This window comes from Enterococcus sp. M190262 (assembly GCF_005843965.1).
Classification (GTDB): Bacteria; Bacillota; Bacilli; order Lactobacillales; family Enterococcaceae; genus Enterococcus_D; species Enterococcus_D gallinarum.
On the sequence record NZ_CP040461.1, the window covers coordinates 1,311,717 to 1,326,491 of the forward strand.

Here is a 14,775-nt window from a genome sequence, read left to right on the forward strand (position 1 = left end):
AACCATCCATTAAACCCTTTAGTTTTGAGTGGTAATTCCCTTTTTTTTTGGTAGAATGAAACTAAAATAAATGCAGCTGATGTATTTAATAGATAGATATAAAATCGTAATGAACAGTCATGGAATAAAGGTTCTTGCTGAACAGAAAAGGATAGAAAATGATCAAAGGTATCGGGATCGATGCAGTAGAATTAGCCCGCATCAAAGAATTGATTGAAAACAAACCGCAATTTATTCAGCGTATTTTAACTGAGAAGGAATCTGAACTGTTTTTCAAGCTGCCAAAAAAAAGGCAGATTGAATTTCTTGGGGGACGGTATGCTTGTAAAGAAGCTTTTTCGAAAGCTTGGGGAACAGGAATTGGGAAATTGTCTTTTCAAGATATCGAAGTTCTGACCAACGAGGCTGGAGCGCCCGTTGTTACAAAGGCACCTCACCCTCTACATCAGACGTTTGTCAGTATCACTCATACCAATGAGACTGCCTTTGCGCAAATCTTGTTGGAGAATGAATAATGCCAGAGATAGCGATTCGTTAAGGGAATCACTAGAGAAAGAAGGAAAGTGGAATGGTCGTTTCAATCCATAGACCAACGAAAGCCATTATAAATTTAGAGGCAATCAAAGAAAATGTTGAAAATGAAGTGGCGCGTTTGCCAAAGGCAACGGATTTATTTGCTGTGGTCAAAGCAAATGGCTACGGACATGGGGCTATTGAGACAGCAACAGCAGCTCTAGAAGGGGGCGCTTCCGGTTTTTGTGTTGCGACAGTCGATGAAGGTATCGAGTTGCGGGAAGCTGGATTCAGTGAACCAATATTGGTGTTGGGGATCGTTTCTGTGGCAGATATCGGTTTACTGAGCTACTACAATCTTTCATTTCCAGTAAGCACGAACGAGTGGTTGCAAGAAGCGGCTGCTTTCTTGCAAAAAAATCCTGTCACCAATCCGCTGAAGGTCCATTTGAAAGTTGATACAGGAATGGGGCGAATTGGCTTTATTTCTAATGAAGAGTTACTCTCGGCTGTCAAATGGCTCCAAGAGCAGTCTTTGTTCACATGGGAAGGGATTTTCACCCATTTTGCGACAGCCGATCAAGCAGATGATACGTATTGGCAAGAACAAAATCAACGGTTTCAAACCGCATTGGCATGTCTGCCTGAATTGCCAAGGTATGTCCATGCCGGCAATAGTGCTACTGCTTTGTGGCATGCAGAAGCCGTAGGGAACATGGTTCGCTATGGCATTGCGATGTATGGATTGAATCCTTCAGGAACGGCATTGCCAGAAACATATCCATTGAAACCAGCCTTGTCTCTTGTTTCTGAATTGGTCCAAGTGAAATTACTTGAAAAAGGAGCCGGAATTGGCTATGGTGAAACATATATCACGCCGCAAGCAGAATGGATCGGTACGGTACCGATTGGTTATGCGGACGGCTGGTTGCGAAAAATGCAAGGATTTTCTTTATTGGTAGCTGGTGAGTATTGTGAAATCGTTGGTCGTGTATGTATGGATCAGCTGATGATCCGTTTACCCCGGTCATTTCCTGCGGGAACAAAAGTCACATTGATCGGCGAAGATAACGGACAGTGCATCACTATGCAAAAAGTAGCGGAACAATTAGAGACGATTCATTATGAAGTGGCATGCACGCTTTCTGCAAGGGTGCCACGAGAATATAAAAGTTAGGGTGGTCCTATGGTAAAAAGGGGAGACATTTATTTTGCCGATCTGTCACCGGTCGTTGGATCGGAGCAAGGAGGGATTCGGCCAGTATTAGTGATTCAAAATGATTTAGGCAATCATTTTAGTCCAACGGTGATCATTGCCGCGATCACGGCTAAAATGGCTAAGCCAAAACTGCCGACCCATATTGGGATCTCAGCGACTTGTACAGGGATCGGTAAAGATTCAGTGATCTTGATGGAGCAGATTCGGACAATCGACAAAAGTCGACTAAAGGAGAAGGTTTGTCATCTAGATGAATCAATCATGTGTGAAGTCGATGCGGCATTAATGATCAGTGTGGGAGTCGAGACGGCTTATTCCACGTCGTCGATTCATTCATGATGCTAGGATATTTGTTATTAGCGGCAACACTGATACTATTTTTATTTTATACTTATCAACACTTGCGGCGCTTTTTACGGGAAACTAAAAAGAAACAAGAAGACGTTGAAAAAGGGTATTATTTATTGAGCCATACATATGAAGATCAGGAAAAAGCAAGTTACTATGGTGTCTTTCAGCAAGGAGAAAAGACATTGACATTGGAGATGCCATTGCAGCTTTACCTGCACACAAGCCCACCGCAACGTGGCGAATTAGTCGCGAAAGATGGCAAAGTCATTGAATTCAATACGTGAATACAAAAAAACTTTCCATCACTATATGTGATACGTGAGGAAAGTTTTTTGCATTAGTAGGGAAAATTTTAGCAGAAACGATAAATTAGGAAAAAGAGCCCAGTGTCTAGAACAAGATCGTTCAGTCTTTTATCTTTTTTTATATTCTGAGATCAGAGTGTTGCATTCGTAATTCTGCTTTCAACAAGCCTCGGAGATGAGTTGCTTTATACGCAAAATTCAGTTATAGTATGTAGCGACTATTTTGAAAAGAGGAAGCAATGTGAAACCTTCAATTTATGGATTAACCAAAGAGTCCTTATCTTTGTGGATGACTGAGCAAGAAGAAAAGAAATTCCGCACGAATCAAGTGTGGGAATGGTTATATGAGAAACGAGTAGCGACATTTGAAGAAATGACCAATTTGCCTAAATCATTGGTAACTAAGTTAAATGAATCGTTTGTGATCAATCCTTTGAAACAAATCGTCTTACAAGAAGCCAGCGACGGCACAGTCAAATATTTGTTCCAGTTACCCGATAATCATATGATTGAGACCGTCTTAATGCGTCAGGAATATGGTATGTCAGTCTGTGTGACGACACAAGTCGGCTGTAATATCGGCTGTACATTTTGTGCGAGCGGTCTGCTAAAAAAACAACGAGACCTAACTGCTGGAGAAATTGTCGCTCAGATCATGCTGGTGCAACATTATTTCGATGAATTAAATGCTGGAGAACGTGTCTCCCATGTGGTGGTGATGGGAATCGGCGAGCCTTTTGACAATTACGAGAATGTCATGCAGTTTCTGCAGATTATCAATGATCCGAAAGGACTAGCGATTGGTGCGCGCCATATCACTGTTTCAACCAGTGGTTTAGCTCATAAAATCAAAGAGTTTGCTGAAAATGGCTTACAAGTGAACCTTGCGATTTCACTCCATGCTCCAAATAATGAAGTACGAACTTCGATGATGCGGATCAACCGCAGTTTCCCGATTGAAAAACTAATGGAAGCTATTGACTACTATTTAGAAAAAACCAATCGGCGAATCACGTTTGAATACATCATGCTGGATCATGTCAATGATCGACCAGAGCATGCGCGGCAATTGGTCGAATTGCTCAAGAATAAACGCAAGCTTTCTTATGTGAACTTGATTCCTTACAACCCTGTCAGTGAACATGATCAGTATGCTCGCAGTAAGAAAGAAGATGTTTTAGCATTTTATGACATCTTGAAGAAAAATGGCATCAACTGTGTGATTCGTAAAGAACATGGGACGGATATCGATGCAGCTTGCGGTCAGTTGCGTAGCAAACAGATGAAAAAGCAAGTCACTGCCTAGAATCAAATCAAGTCTGACCATGAAGGCGGGAAAGTCGCTCATTGAACAGACTTTTATCAAAAAACGGTACAGAAGACCGTTTTTTCAAAATCAGAAAAGTAGGTGAACGGCACTCTTTGTTGACAGACCGCTGAAAAAGGCCAGATCTGAGACAAAGACGGGTGCGGTTCCTGCTTTTGCTGATTTTTTTATTTCAGAAAAAAATTGTTTTGGATAACAACAAAGGAAAGCGGTTTCTCTGGATTTTTTCAAAATTCCGATACTCATGGCTTGAAAAATCGTCTATACTATAAGAATTGATAGAAATAAAAATAACACACATGATGAAAGGATGATTCCATGGAATGGATCAAATTGATTGGTATTTTGGTAATTCTTGTCGGCTTTTTGCTGAAACTCGACACGATCGCCGTTGTTCTGATCGCAGGATTAGCAACCGCATTAGTTTCGGGGATAGATTTTACTGATTTCTTATCAATGTTAGGAAAGGCATTTGTAGACAATCGTCTCGTGACCTTATTCCTACTCACACTACCAATGGTAGGAATCTCAGAACGCTTTGGATTGAAACAACAGGCCGTTGTTTTGATTGAAAAAATCAAAGGATTGACCCCAGGCAAGTTTTTAAGTTTGTATTTGTTTATTCGAGAACTAGCAGGTTTCTTCTCGATTCGGATCCAAGGACACACGCAATTTATTCGTCCAATCGTTAACCCAATGGCGCAAGCCGCAGCGGAGAACAAGTATGGCGAACTAGAAGAAGCAGATCAGGAAAAAATCAAAGCTCGGGCGGCAGCTAATGAGAACTACGGGAACTTTTTTGCCCAAAATACGTTTGTGGCGGCTTCGGGTGTTTTATTGATCACTGGAACGTTAAAATCATTGGGTTATGACGTAGCCGCCAGTGCAATTGCACAGGCTTCAATCCCTATCGCGCTGATCGTTTTAGTCATTGCTACCCTTTCAAATCTGGCTTTCGATCGCAAATTGTCTAAAAAATATGGCGAAAAGGAGGAAAAGTAAATGGAAGCAATCATCAATAATATTTTAGAATTCTTTTATATTTTGATCGGTCTCTTGTCAATCATGACTGCTGTTCGAGTCTTTAAAGATGCGACCCATCCAACACGACTGGGTACAGCAACATTTTGGCTTTTACTTGGTATCGTTTTTGCTTTCGGAAACTTTATTCCTTACATCATTGATGGGATCATCATTATTTGTATGGGTGTATTGACGTTCTTCAAGCAAGTTCGAATTGGTAAAATCGTGGATGTCGATGAACAAAAAGCAGAACAAGCCGCCGAAAGAATCGGCAGTAAGATTTTTATCCCTTGTATCTCGCTAGCAGTCATCGCAGTTGCGATTTCCTACACACCTTTAGGCGGACAAGTTGGGATCGGGATCGCTTCTGTTTTGGCGTTGATTTTAGCAATGGTATTGACCTCTGCTAAACCAAAAACAGTGCTGGATGATTCCGATCGTATGTTCCAACAAGTCGGTACTGCTGGTATCTTGCCACAATTACTAGCGGCTCTAGGCGTGATTTTTAATGCTGCTGGTGTTGGAGAAGTGATCTCCCATGGTATTTCAGGTGTAGTACCCGAAGGCAATCGTTTGATTGGTGTGATTGCCTATTGTTTAGGCATGGTTTTATTTACAATGATCATGGGAAATGGCTTTGCGGCATTTACTGTCATTACTGCCGGAATCGGTGTCCCATTCGTAATCGCTCAAGGGGGAGATCCCGTTGTAGCAGGAGCACTGGCGATGACTGCCGGTTTTTGCGGAACATTGTTGACACCGATGGCAGCCAATTTCAATGCATTACCCGTCGCATTACTCGAGATGAAAAATTCGAATGCAGTAATCAAAACCCAAGCACCGATTGCCGTGCTGCTAATTGTGATCCATATCGGATTGATGTACTTTTGGGCATTTTAGTGGTAAAAAGGAATAGAAAGGATGATCAATATGAAATGTTTAGTCACAGGATTTGATCCATTTGGCGGAGAAGCAATCAACCCAGCGTTGGAAGCTGTTAAATTATTACCAGAAGAAATCAACGGAGCAAAGATAGTTAAATTAGAGATTCCTACTGTTTTCGGCAAATCAGCTGAAGTTGTACAAGCTAAAATTGAAGAGATCCAACCTGATGTTGTTTTGAATATTGGACAAGCAGGCGGACGTTTTGCTATTTCACCTGAGCGAGTGGCGATCAATGTCGATGATGCACGTATTCCAGACAACGAAGGCAATCAACCAGTAGATGAAGCCATCCAGCCTCAAGGCCAACCTGCTTATTTCAGTCAGTTGCCGATCAAAGCAATGGTAGCTGCGATGAAAGAAGCCGGGATTCCTGCTGTTGTTTCAAATACTGCCGGTACATTTGTCTGCAACCACATCATGTATCAAGTACAATACATGATCGATACAAAATACCCAACGCTTAAAGGGGGCTTCATTCATGTCCCATTCATTCCAGAGCAAGTTGTTGACAAGCCTGGTCAACCGGCTATGAGCTTACAAGATATTGCGAAAGGATTGGAAGCGGCAATCGGTGCGATTGTCGATTATCAAGGAAAAGAAGACATCAAAGCAATCGGGGGCGCCATTCATTAAGCGGCACGAACAGATTGTCAATTAAAACGAATTGATTTAACGATAGATAGATCAGACAACTAGGAATATAACTTGTAAGAGGATAGGTTGCTTGCGAGAATAGGCCGATGTTGTCTGGTCTTATTTATTTCAAGTAACGAGCAAGTATGAAGCGCGGAAAGTCATTTATTCGTCTTTTTATCGATTTATTGATAGAATTCATCTAGTGGAACACGCGAAATGCGAAGGGGGCAAATCATGATCATTACTGAATTTGATAGAGAGAATTATATTTTACGTGATCAGCTGATCGACTTAGCCGTTCTAATTTATCCGTCTACCTATCAAAAAGAGCAGCGGACAGCAGAAGAATTACTGCAGCCGAATAAAGTTGTCATTGCAGCTATTGAAGGTGAGCAATTGGTCGGCTTTGTGAGTGCCTTCCAAAAAAGCGACACTATCTGGCAGCAAGAGATCAGCTTAGTTGATCCCCGTCATCCAGATGAACAAATAGGTGAGCGTTTGACTGCCTTTTTGCGAGACGAAGTTGTTGCTGCTGGCGGAGAATCGCTAGTTTCTTAAGTCTTCTAGTTGAACATTGCTTGTCAAAACGGACACAGACAGTTATAGTGGCTAAGATGTTTCTTAAAACTAGTCAAGAGTTGGAACATAAGTTAAAACAAATGATATCCGAATGATCAAAAATGAAGGTCGCAAGAATCATCAAGATTAGCGACAAGACACGGCTGTAAAGTGAGTGTCTTTCATTGATTGTTCGGATATATGCTTGTTTTTTTTAACTTATGACACAACTCTTTTTGTTTTTTTTAAAAGAAAAAATGGTCTTTAAAATAAAAATGAGAAGAAGATGAAAGTAGCATATTTATTAGTTTTCTAGGAATATTTAGTAGAAATTCTTCAAAGTTATTGTCTTTTATCGTGTTTTTTAATGCTGAAAATTGCAAAAAAAGATTGCTTTTTTAATAATTATTAATTAAAATCTAATCTAACTTCAGAAAAGAGCGATTATTCTGAAAATTAAATCAATTAAGGAGTAGTTCAGGATGAAAAATAAATGGGCATATGGATTGGTTGCTGTGTGCGGCTTAGTTTTAGCAGGCTGTACCACAGGTGGTTCAAATAATTCAAGCAGCGGATCAGCTGCCAGCAGCGAAAGCAATGCGGAACAGGTATTCAATGTTGTGGTTCAACAAGAAATGCCAAGTGCCGATTTGTCCCTTGCGACAGATACAATCAGTTTCAGTGCGCTAAATAATGTATATGAGGGGTTGTACCGCTTAGACGCTGACAGCAAACCGCAGCCAGCTGGAGCAGCAGAAGAAGCAGAAGTCAGTGAAGATGGATTGACTTATAAGATCAAATTGCGTGATGACGCAAAATGGTCAAATGGCGAACCTGTAACAGCAGCTGATTATGTCTATGGTTGGCAACGAACAGTCAAGCCTGAGACGGCTTCAGAGTATGCCTACTTGTACGCACCAGTAAAAAATGCGGAAGCTATCACAGCCGGAGAGAAAGATCCGTCTGAATTAGGAATCAAAGCAGTTGGCGATCATGAGTTAGAGATCACATTAGAAAAGGCCACTCCTTACTTTGACTACTTGCTGGCATTCCCATCTTTCTTCCCACAAAGTCAAGCGGTTGTTGAAGAACACGGGGATCAATATGCGGCAACGAGCGACAATGCCGTTTATAATGGACCTTTTGTTCTTACCGGATTTGATGGACCAGGAACCGATACCGAATGGGCATACGAAAAGAATGATCAGTATTGGGATAAAGATACAGTGAAATTAGAAACCATCAATGTGAGTGTTGTTAAAGAATCAGCGACTGCATTGAACTTGTTCCAAGATGGTCAAGCTGATGATGTCATTCTTACAGGGGAACTTGCACAGCAAATGGCCAATGATGAAGCGTTTGTCTCTCAACCAGAAGCAACGACCTATTATTTTGAAGTCAATCAACGCGATGAAAAATCACCATTCCGCAATGAAAATTTACGTAAAGCAATTTCGTATGCCATTGATCGTGACGCTTTAGTGACATCGATTTTAGGGGACGGCTCAATTGCTTCGACAGGTCTAGTACCAGAAGGCATGACCTTTAGCCCATCCGACAATACTGATTTTACTAAATCAGCAGGCAGTGTTTTAGAATATGATGAGGCCAAAGCCAAAGAGCATTGGGAAAAAGCTAAAGAAGAATTGGGAATCGATTCTCTTGAATTTGATATCTTAGCCTCTGATACAGATTCTACGAAGAAAATCATTGAATATGTACAAGATACATTGCAAAAAACATTGGATGGTTTGACAGTAACGTTAAGCCCCGTACCATTCTCTGTTCGTTTGGATCGTTCCAACGCTGGAGACTTTGATATGTTGATGGGTGGTTGGGGAGCTGACTATGCAGATGCTAGCAGTTTTACAGACTTATTCACGACTGGCAACTCATATAACCGTGGTCAATGGAGCAATGAAGAGTATGATGCCTTGATTAAATCGGCAAGTACGACTAACGTCAATGACCCAGAAAAGCGTTGGGAAGATTTAGTCAATGCGGAGAAACTAATCATGAGTGAACAAGGAGTAATCCCAGTTTACCAAAAAGCAGAAGCTCATTTACGTGCACCAAATGTAAAAGGTGTCGTTGCTCATGCAGCAGGCGCACAATACGATTACAAGTGGACATCGATTGAATAACCACTTGAATGCCTAGCGGCTGGGACAGTAACTGGATACAAGATGACGATTATCGATGAATAGCTGGAATAACAAGCATAACAAAAATGGAGAAGCTGCTGCTTCTCCAAAATGCCAAGTGCTTCACTATTTGTCACGTATGGAAATCTTCTCTTGAATACAGTCTCAGCCGGCTTTTTTTTCTAAAGCAGAAAGGCAGTCGACAAAAGACACGAAACGATAGGTTACTAAATTAAAGAGTATTGATTAATAAAAAGAGCAAAGAAAGTAGCAGTAAAAAAATTCCTGGCCATAGCCAAAAGCCATAGCTTTGTTTACCAACATCGGAGAGTTTAAGGTAATCGGTTTTATTCTTGGAAAAAGCTTTTTTCATTGAATATTGGAAATGATCAAAGAAGCCAGAGGCAAAGACCCAAAGAAAACCGCCGATGATCAAGAAGAATAAAGCCCAAAGAAATAGTGCATCCGAGATAGTTGACAGGGTCAATTCCTTTTTGAAAAACAACCAGCTAATGGAAATAAGGGTACATATGAGGGCGATCAGCCCACTACTTTTTTTTATCCGCATAAGTTGACTCCTTTTTAATGATTCGTACTACTTAATTTACATAATTATTGATAAGAAGTCAAAATACCTAGGGGGAAGACGCGTGAACGGTTTTTTGAAATATTTATTGAAACGGATATTCTATATGGTATTGACCTTATGGTTGATTGCCACGATCACATTTTTCTTAATGCAATTTTTACCAGGAACACCTTATACCAATGCAGAAAAACTGAGTCCCGAACAGATTGCCTTATTGAATGAACAAGCAGGTTTAGATAAACCGATGATTACTCAATATGGGCTGTATTTGACGAATTTAGTTAAAGGCGACTTTGGAATTTCATTCCAATTCAAAAATCAACCGGTAGCGAATCTATTATCTGGTCGGATTGGTCCTTCTTTACAATTGGGGCTGCAGGCAATTATTTTTGGGACTTTTTTCGGTATCATTTTAGGGACGATCTCCGCTATGAAACAAAATACATGGATTGATACGACGTCAACGCTAGTAGCGATCTTGGGACGTTCGATTCCGAACTTTGTCTTTGCCGTTTTGCTGCAATACATTTTTGCCATCAAATTAGGTGTCTTGCCAATCGCCAAATGGGAAACTTTTGCAAGCACGATTTTGCCAACGATCGCATTAGCCATGTCGCCACTGGCAGACTCTGCCCGCTTTATTCGAACCGAGATGGTCGAGGTGCTCCACAGTGATTACGTTGAGTTGGCTCGTGCCAAAGGGCTGAGCCGCTGGGAGATCGCCTTCAAGCATGGTTTGCGGAACAGTTTGATCCCGCTGCTTACCTTGTTAGGACCTTTAGCCGTTGGATTGATGACGGGTTCATTGGTTGTTGAGAATATTTTTGCGATTCCGGGGATTGGCGAACAATTCGTAAAATCAATCATGACAAATGATTATCCAACAATCATGGCAGTCACGATTTTGTACTCTGCCATGTTAGTATTTGTGATTTTAGTGGTAGATATTTTGTATGGTATCGTTGATCCGCGTATCCGTGTGTCAGAAGGGAGCCGTGGCTAATGGAAGAGAAAACAATCAATCAAGTAGCTGCCATTGATGCAGCCAAATTTCAGCCGTTACAAAAAAATACCAAAGAAGAACGAGAAGCAATTGCTGCGCCATCGCTGACCTTTTTCCAAGATTCATGGCGCCGTTTGAAGAAAAACAAAGCAGCTGTATTTTCGATCGTACTATTGCTGATCATTATTGCAATCTCGATTATTACGATCTTTGTTTCTCCCCATGACCCTACTGCGCAAAACGTGAAGTTCACGAATCTGCCTCCCAAAATTCCCGGACTCAATCTCCCAGGATTAAATGGGTATGCAATGGTTGGTGGTGAATTGGTTGATAAATATGCTGCTGCCAATGTTCCAGAAGGCACTTACTATCTACTAGGAACCGACGGACTAGGACGGGATCTGTTGAGCCGTTTATTTGTCGGAACGAGAATCTCGCTATTGATTGCCTTTATTGCCGCTTTGCTAGATATCATCTTTGGCGTGACCTATGGATTGATTTCCGGTTTATTAGGGGGACGAGTGGATAATATCATGCAACGTTTCTTAGAGATCCTTTCTGGGATTCCGAATCTAGTGGTGATGATTTTGATGCTGGTCGTCTTCAAACCAGGAATCTTTTCGATCGTAGCTGCGATGGCTATCACCAACTGGATTCCAATGGCTCGGATCGTTCGCGCGCAAACAATGAAATTAAAAGATCAAGAGTTTGTGCTAGCTGCTACGACATTAGGTGAGAGCCGTATGAAGATTGCGATGAAGCATATCTTGCCGAATATTTCGAGTGTGATTATTGTCCAGATGATGTTCAGTATCCCATCAGCGATTTTCTTCGAGGCTTTTCTAAGCTTTATCGGTTTGGGCTTAAAGCCGCCTTCAGCATCGCTAGGGATGTTACTGAGCGACGGGTACAAGACCTTTTTATTCTTGCCTTACCAAATGTGGGTGCCGGCGGTTACGTTGTCGGTCATTATGATCGGATTCAACTTACTTGCTGACGGACTCCGTGATGCCTTTGATCCGAAAATGAAAGAGTGATTGCTATGGAAAAAGTGTTAGAAGTGAAAAATTTAGAGATCTCCTTTGATACCTTTGCAGGGAAAGTCCAAGCGATCCGCGATGTCAGTTTCGAACTATACAAAGGCGAAACACTAGCGATCGTTGGCGAATCCGGTAGTGGGAAATCAGTAACTACCCGCAGTATCATGGGATTATTAGCTAGTAACGCCAATATAGATAATGGAGAGATCCTATTCAATGGAACGGATATTCTCAAGAAATCTGAGAAAGAACTACAAAAGATTCGCGGAAAAGAAATTGCGATGATCTTCCAAGATCCCATGACTTCTCTGGACCCGACGATGCCCATCGGCAAACAAGTGGCCGAATCTTTGATGAAACATAACAAACTTAGTAAAAAAGAAGGACTCCGACAAGCCTTGGATCTTTTGAATCTGGTAGGGATTCCGAATGCTGAGAAGCGTTTGAAAAATTATCCGCATCAATTTTCAGGGGGACAACGGCAACGGATCGTCATTGCCATCGCATTAATCTGTTATCCACAGATCCTGATTGCTGATGAGCCGACTACGGCACTGGATGTAACGATTCAAGCCCAAATCCTTGAGTTGTTGAAAGATATCCAACAAAAAATCAATTCATCGATCATTTTTATTACCCATGATTTAGGAGTAGTAGCAAATGTGGCAGATCGGGTAGCCGTCATGTATGGCGGCAAAATCGTAGAGGTGGGAACAGCAGAAGAAATATTCTATAATCCACAGCATCCTTACACTTGGGGGCTGTTAGGTTCCATGCCTACCTTGGAGGGGACGGGGGATCGTCTTTATGCGATTCCTGGCTCACCACCAGATTTGTTGGATCCGCCGACTGGGGATGCTTTTTATCCTAGAAATGAGTTTGCTTTGCAGATCGATGCCGAACAGCAACCACCATTCTTTGATGTTTCACCGACCCATAAAGCAGCTACGTGGCTTTTAGCTCCGCAAGCTCCTAAGGTTACCCCTCCGGATGAAATCTTGATTCGTTGGAAAAAATTCCAAGAAAAAACTAGACAGGCATCTGTATAAAGGAGGAGAACCCATTGGAGAAAGTGTTGCTTGAAGTAAAGAACTTAAAACAATATTTTAATGTCGGCCGCAAAGACGAAGTCAAGGCTGTAGATGATATCTCCTTTCAGATCTATGAAGGAGAAACCTTTGGACTAGTAGGAGAATCCGGTAGTGGGAAGTCAACGACTGGTCGAACGGTCATTCGACTGAATCATCCCACGGCAGGAGAAATCTTGTTTGATGGACAAGATGTCATGAAAATCAAAGGCAAAAAAGATTTAGCTGATTTCCGTCGAGAAGTACAAATGGTTTTCCAAGATCCGTATGCATCATTGAATCCTCGAATGAAAGTTCGCGATATCATTGCTGAAGGGATCGATATCAACGGATTGGCAAAAAACGAAAAGGAACGCAACCAGCGCGTAGATGATTTGTTGAAAACTGTTGGTTTAAACCCAAGTCATGGAACTCGCTATCCCCACGAATTTTCCGGAGGACAGCGGCAACGGATTGGGATTGCCCGAGCACTAGCGGTAGATCCCAAGTTCATCATCTGTGATGAACCGATTTCGGCTCTGGATGTTTCGATTCAGGCCCAAATCGTCAATTTGCTGCAAGATTTACAGCAAGAACATAAGCTGACTTATCTATTCATTGCCCATGACCTATCAATGGTCAAACATATCAGCGATCGCATCGGTGTGATGCATAATGGTAAACTTTTGGAAGTAGGTTCTAGTGATGAAATCTATCATTATGGGGTCCATCCGTACACAGAGAGTCTCTTGTCGGCGATTCCACTGCCAGACCCAGATCATGAACGAGAACGGAAGCGCATCAAATACGTCAGCGAACCAACAGATGACAAGCCTCGTGCCATGGAAGAAATCGCAGAGGGGCATTTTATTTATGCTACGAAGGAAGAAGCGGCACAGTATCAGAAAAAATTGGCACAAAAAAAGGGGTAGACCTGTTTAGGAGGAGATGAAACTGAGTGTTTTAAAAGCATACAAATTTCGGATCTATCCTACAGAGGAACAAAAGCAGTTCTTTATCCAAACGTTTGGTTGCGTACGCTTCACCTATAATCAATTGCTAAAAGCAAAGATGGAAGAACTTACTACAAATGCAGAAAAAGAAAAACTAACACCTGCAAAATTAAAAAAAGAGTATCCTTTTTTAAAAGAGACCGACAGTTTGGCACTGGCCAACGCCCAGCGCAATTTGGAACGGGCTTTTCGCAACTATTTTCAAAAGCGAGCAGGCTTTCCTAAACTGAAGACGAAAAAGAATATTTGGCAATCGTATACGACAAACAATCAACAACATACGATCTACTTGGTCGATGATCAGTTGAAATTGCCTAAATTGAAATCATTCGTTGCAGTCAAGCGTCATCGGCCAATCAATGGTCAGATTAAATCGGCGACGATTTCTGCAAGAAACAATACTGAATTTTATATTTCGATTCTTTGCATCGAAGAAATTCAGCCCTTGCCGAAGAACCAACGAAAGATTGCCTTGGTTTATCATCCAGAAGTGTTGGTAGAGGCCAATGCACAGTTACCCTTTATCAGTACCAATGCCATCAAATCTCAACAAAGGCTGGCCCGTGCAGAACGAAAACTAAATGTGAAAGCAAAAGCTGTCAAACGAAAAAAAATGGTGCTTAGTCATGCTCGTAATTATCAAAAACAAAAAGGAAAAGTTTCTCAGCTATATCGAGCGCATCGTGATCAAAAAAAAGAATACATCGATCAAGTAACCTTTCATCTGGTCAAACAATACGATACGATTTTTTTGGAACGGCTGATCGATGAGACTTGTAGATCTACAGGGAATTTTTCAGTCAGCGACTGGCATCAGTTTATTCGTAAAATCACGTACAAAGCAGAGTGGTACGGCAAAGAAGTCCGATTTATTTCTTTGTCGGCCAAAGATTGTCAAAAAATGACGCAAATGTTGCGTGTAATCGAAAGTGAAACGAACTGGGAGGAGCGCCAGGGATCGCCTAGGGGATAGAAAAAATCTTTGGATTTTTGTTTCTAGGAATTCTGCTCACTAATTATGATTAACCAGCGAAGAGGCTGT

General features: G+C 41.5%; 16 protein-coding genes. 15 read left to right on the forward strand and 1 reads right to left on the reverse strand.

Translation table 11 applies throughout. The annotated features are described in order from the left end of the window. Nucleotides 1–158 precede the first annotated feature (158 nt). The 10 genes from acpS to FE005_RS06250 all read left to right on the forward strand — a co-directional run bounded on the left by acpS (nt 159) and on the right by FE005_RS06250 (nt 9,021). Nucleotides 159–515: a holo-ACP synthase gene (gene acpS, locus FE005_RS06205; RefSeq protein ID WP_003128562.1), complete on the forward strand. Its 357-nt coding sequence runs from the start codon at nt 159–161 to the stop codon at nt 513–515. Between the two features lie 53 nt (nt 516–568). After that, nucleotides 569–1,690, forward strand: coding sequence for an alanine racemase (alr, locus tag FE005_RS06210; protein ID WP_081131397.1), 1,122 nt, complete (start codon nt 569–571; stop codon nt 1,688–1,690). 9 nt (nt 1,691–1,699) lie between these two features. Further along, the gene (locus FE005_RS06215) at nt 1,700–2,071 is read left to right on the forward strand and encodes a type II toxin-antitoxin system PemK/MazF family toxin (RefSeq protein ID WP_003128565.1); all 372 of its coding nucleotides are present in this window, start codon (nt 1,700–1,702) and stop codon (nt 2,069–2,071) included. After that, the gene (locus FE005_RS06220) at nt 2,068–2,367 is read left to right on the forward strand and encodes a hypothetical protein (protein WP_081131396.1); all 300 of its coding nucleotides are present in this window, start codon (nt 2,068–2,070) and stop codon (nt 2,365–2,367) included. The genes FE005_RS06215 and FE005_RS06220 overlap by 4 nt, the downstream gene beginning before the upstream one ends. 310 nt (nt 2,368–2,677) lie before the next feature. Then, nucleotides 2,678–3,694, forward strand: coding sequence for a 23S rRNA (adenine(2503)-C(2))-methyltransferase RlmN (rlmN, locus tag FE005_RS06225; RefSeq protein ID WP_050762675.1), 1,017 nt, complete (start codon nt 2,678–2,680; stop codon nt 3,692–3,694). A gap of 339 nt (nt 3,695–4,033) precedes the next feature. Next, entirely contained in the window at nt 4,034–4,717 is a 684-nt protein-coding gene (locus tag FE005_RS06230; protein WP_103300327.1) for a DUF969 domain-containing protein, read from the forward strand. Beyond that, nucleotides 4,718–5,638, forward strand: coding sequence for a DUF979 domain-containing protein (locus FE005_RS06235; RefSeq protein WP_003128573.1), 921 nt, complete (start codon nt 4,718–4,720; stop codon nt 5,636–5,638). 30 nt (nt 5,639–5,668) lie between these two features. Continuing rightward, nucleotides 5,669–6,316: a pyroglutamyl-peptidase I gene (pcp, locus tag FE005_RS06240; protein ID WP_081131449.1), complete on the forward strand. Its 648-nt coding sequence runs from the start codon at nt 5,669–5,671 to the stop codon at nt 6,314–6,316. A gap of 237 nt (nt 6,317–6,553) precedes the next feature. Then, on the forward strand, nt 6,554–6,877 hold the full coding sequence (locus FE005_RS06245) for a hypothetical protein (protein WP_021149088.1): 324 nt from the start codon (nt 6,554–6,556) through the stop codon (nt 6,875–6,877). A 482-nt stretch (nt 6,878–7,359) separates the two neighbouring features. Further along, on the forward strand, nt 7,360–9,021 hold the full coding sequence (locus FE005_RS06250) for a peptide ABC transporter substrate-binding protein (protein WP_003128576.1): 1,662 nt from the start codon (nt 7,360–7,362) through the stop codon (nt 9,019–9,021). Nucleotides 9,022–9,253: 232 nt separating this feature from the next. On the opposite strand, the gene FE005_RS06255 is transcribed toward FE005_RS06250, so the two are convergent. Then, entirely contained in the window at nt 9,254–9,589 is a 336-nt protein-coding gene (locus FE005_RS06255; RefSeq protein ID WP_003128577.1) for a DUF3899 domain-containing protein, read from the reverse strand. An 82-nt stretch (nt 9,590–9,671) separates the two neighbouring features. Between FE005_RS06255 and opp3b the strand changes: the two genes are divergently transcribed. Genes opp3b through FE005_RS06280 form a run of 5 tightly spaced genes read left to right on the forward strand, consistent with a single transcriptional unit; the run spans nt 9,672 to nt 14,706 of the window. Then, nucleotides 9,672–10,613: an oligopeptide ABC transporter permease gene (opp3b, locus tag FE005_RS06260; RefSeq protein ID WP_003128578.1), complete on the forward strand. Its 942-nt coding sequence runs from the start codon at nt 9,672–9,674 to the stop codon at nt 10,611–10,613. Beyond that, nucleotides 10,613–11,650: an oligopeptide ABC transporter permease gene (opp3C, locus tag FE005_RS06265; protein ID WP_003128579.1), complete on the forward strand. Its 1,038-nt coding sequence runs from the start codon at nt 10,613–10,615 to the stop codon at nt 11,648–11,650. Before opp3b ends, opp3C begins: the two co-directional genes overlap by 1 nt. Beyond that, a complete protein-coding gene (locus tag FE005_RS06270) occupies nt 11,650–12,702 on the forward strand; it encodes an ABC transporter ATP-binding protein (protein WP_029487296.1) in 1,053 nt (350 codons plus the stop codon). Before opp3C ends, FE005_RS06270 begins: the two co-directional genes overlap by 1 nt. A gap of 14 nt (nt 12,703–12,716) precedes the next feature. Beyond that, the gene (locus FE005_RS06275; protein ID WP_003128581.1) at nt 12,717–13,652 is read left to right on the forward strand and encodes an ABC transporter ATP-binding protein; all 936 of its coding nucleotides are present in this window, start codon (nt 12,717–12,719) and stop codon (nt 13,650–13,652) included. A 16-nt stretch (nt 13,653–13,668) separates the two neighbouring features. Then, entirely contained in the window at nt 13,669–14,706 is a 1,038-nt protein-coding gene (locus FE005_RS06280) for an RNA-guided endonuclease TnpB family protein (protein ID WP_081131391.1), read from the forward strand. Nucleotides 14,707–14,775: the final 69 nt, after the last annotated feature.

What these genes read in the sequence shown, in the direction of transcription:
- FE005_RS06230 (WP_103300327.1), top strand. Translation starts at nt 4,034, where the DNA reads ATGGAATGGATCAAATTGATTGGTATTTTGGTAATTCTTGTCGGCTTT.
- rlmN (WP_050762675.1), top strand. Translation starts at nt 2,678, where the DNA reads ATGACTGAGCAAGAAGAAAAGAAATTCCGCACGAATCAAGTGTGGGAA.
- pcp (WP_081131449.1), top strand. Translation starts at nt 5,669, where the DNA reads ATGAAATGTTTAGTCACAGGATTTGATCCATTTGGCGGAGAAGCAATC.
- opp3C (WP_003128579.1), top strand. Translation starts at nt 10,613, where the DNA reads ATGGAAGAGAAAACAATCAATCAAGTAGCTGCCATTGATGCAGCCAAA.
- FE005_RS06255 (WP_003128577.1), bottom strand. Translation starts at nt 9,589, where the DNA reads ATGCGGATAAAAAAAAGTAGTGGGCTGATCGCCCTCATATGTACCCTT.
- FE005_RS06280 (WP_081131391.1), top strand. Translation starts at nt 13,669, where the DNA reads ATGAAACTGAGTGTTTTAAAAGCATACAAATTTCGGATCTATCCTACA.
- FE005_RS06235 (WP_003128573.1), top strand. Translation starts at nt 4,718, where the DNA reads ATGGAAGCAATCATCAATAATATTTTAGAATTCTTTTATATTTTGATC.
- FE005_RS06250 (WP_003128576.1), top strand. Translation starts at nt 7,360, where the DNA reads ATGAAAAATAAATGGGCATATGGATTGGTTGCTGTGTGCGGCTTAGTT.
- alr (WP_081131397.1), top strand. Translation starts at nt 569, where the DNA reads ATGGTCGTTTCAATCCATAGACCAACGAAAGCCATTATAAATTTAGAG.
- FE005_RS06215 (WP_003128565.1), top strand. Translation starts at nt 1,700, where the DNA reads ATGGTAAAAAGGGGAGACATTTATTTTGCCGATCTGTCACCGGTCGTT.
- FE005_RS06245 (WP_021149088.1), top strand. Translation starts at nt 6,554, where the DNA reads ATGATCATTACTGAATTTGATAGAGAGAATTATATTTTACGTGATCAG.
- acpS (WP_003128562.1), top strand. Translation starts at nt 159, where the DNA reads ATGATCAAAGGTATCGGGATCGATGCAGTAGAATTAGCCCGCATCAAA.
- FE005_RS06220 (WP_081131396.1), top strand. Translation starts at nt 2,068, where the DNA reads ATGATGCTAGGATATTTGTTATTAGCGGCAACACTGATACTATTTTTA.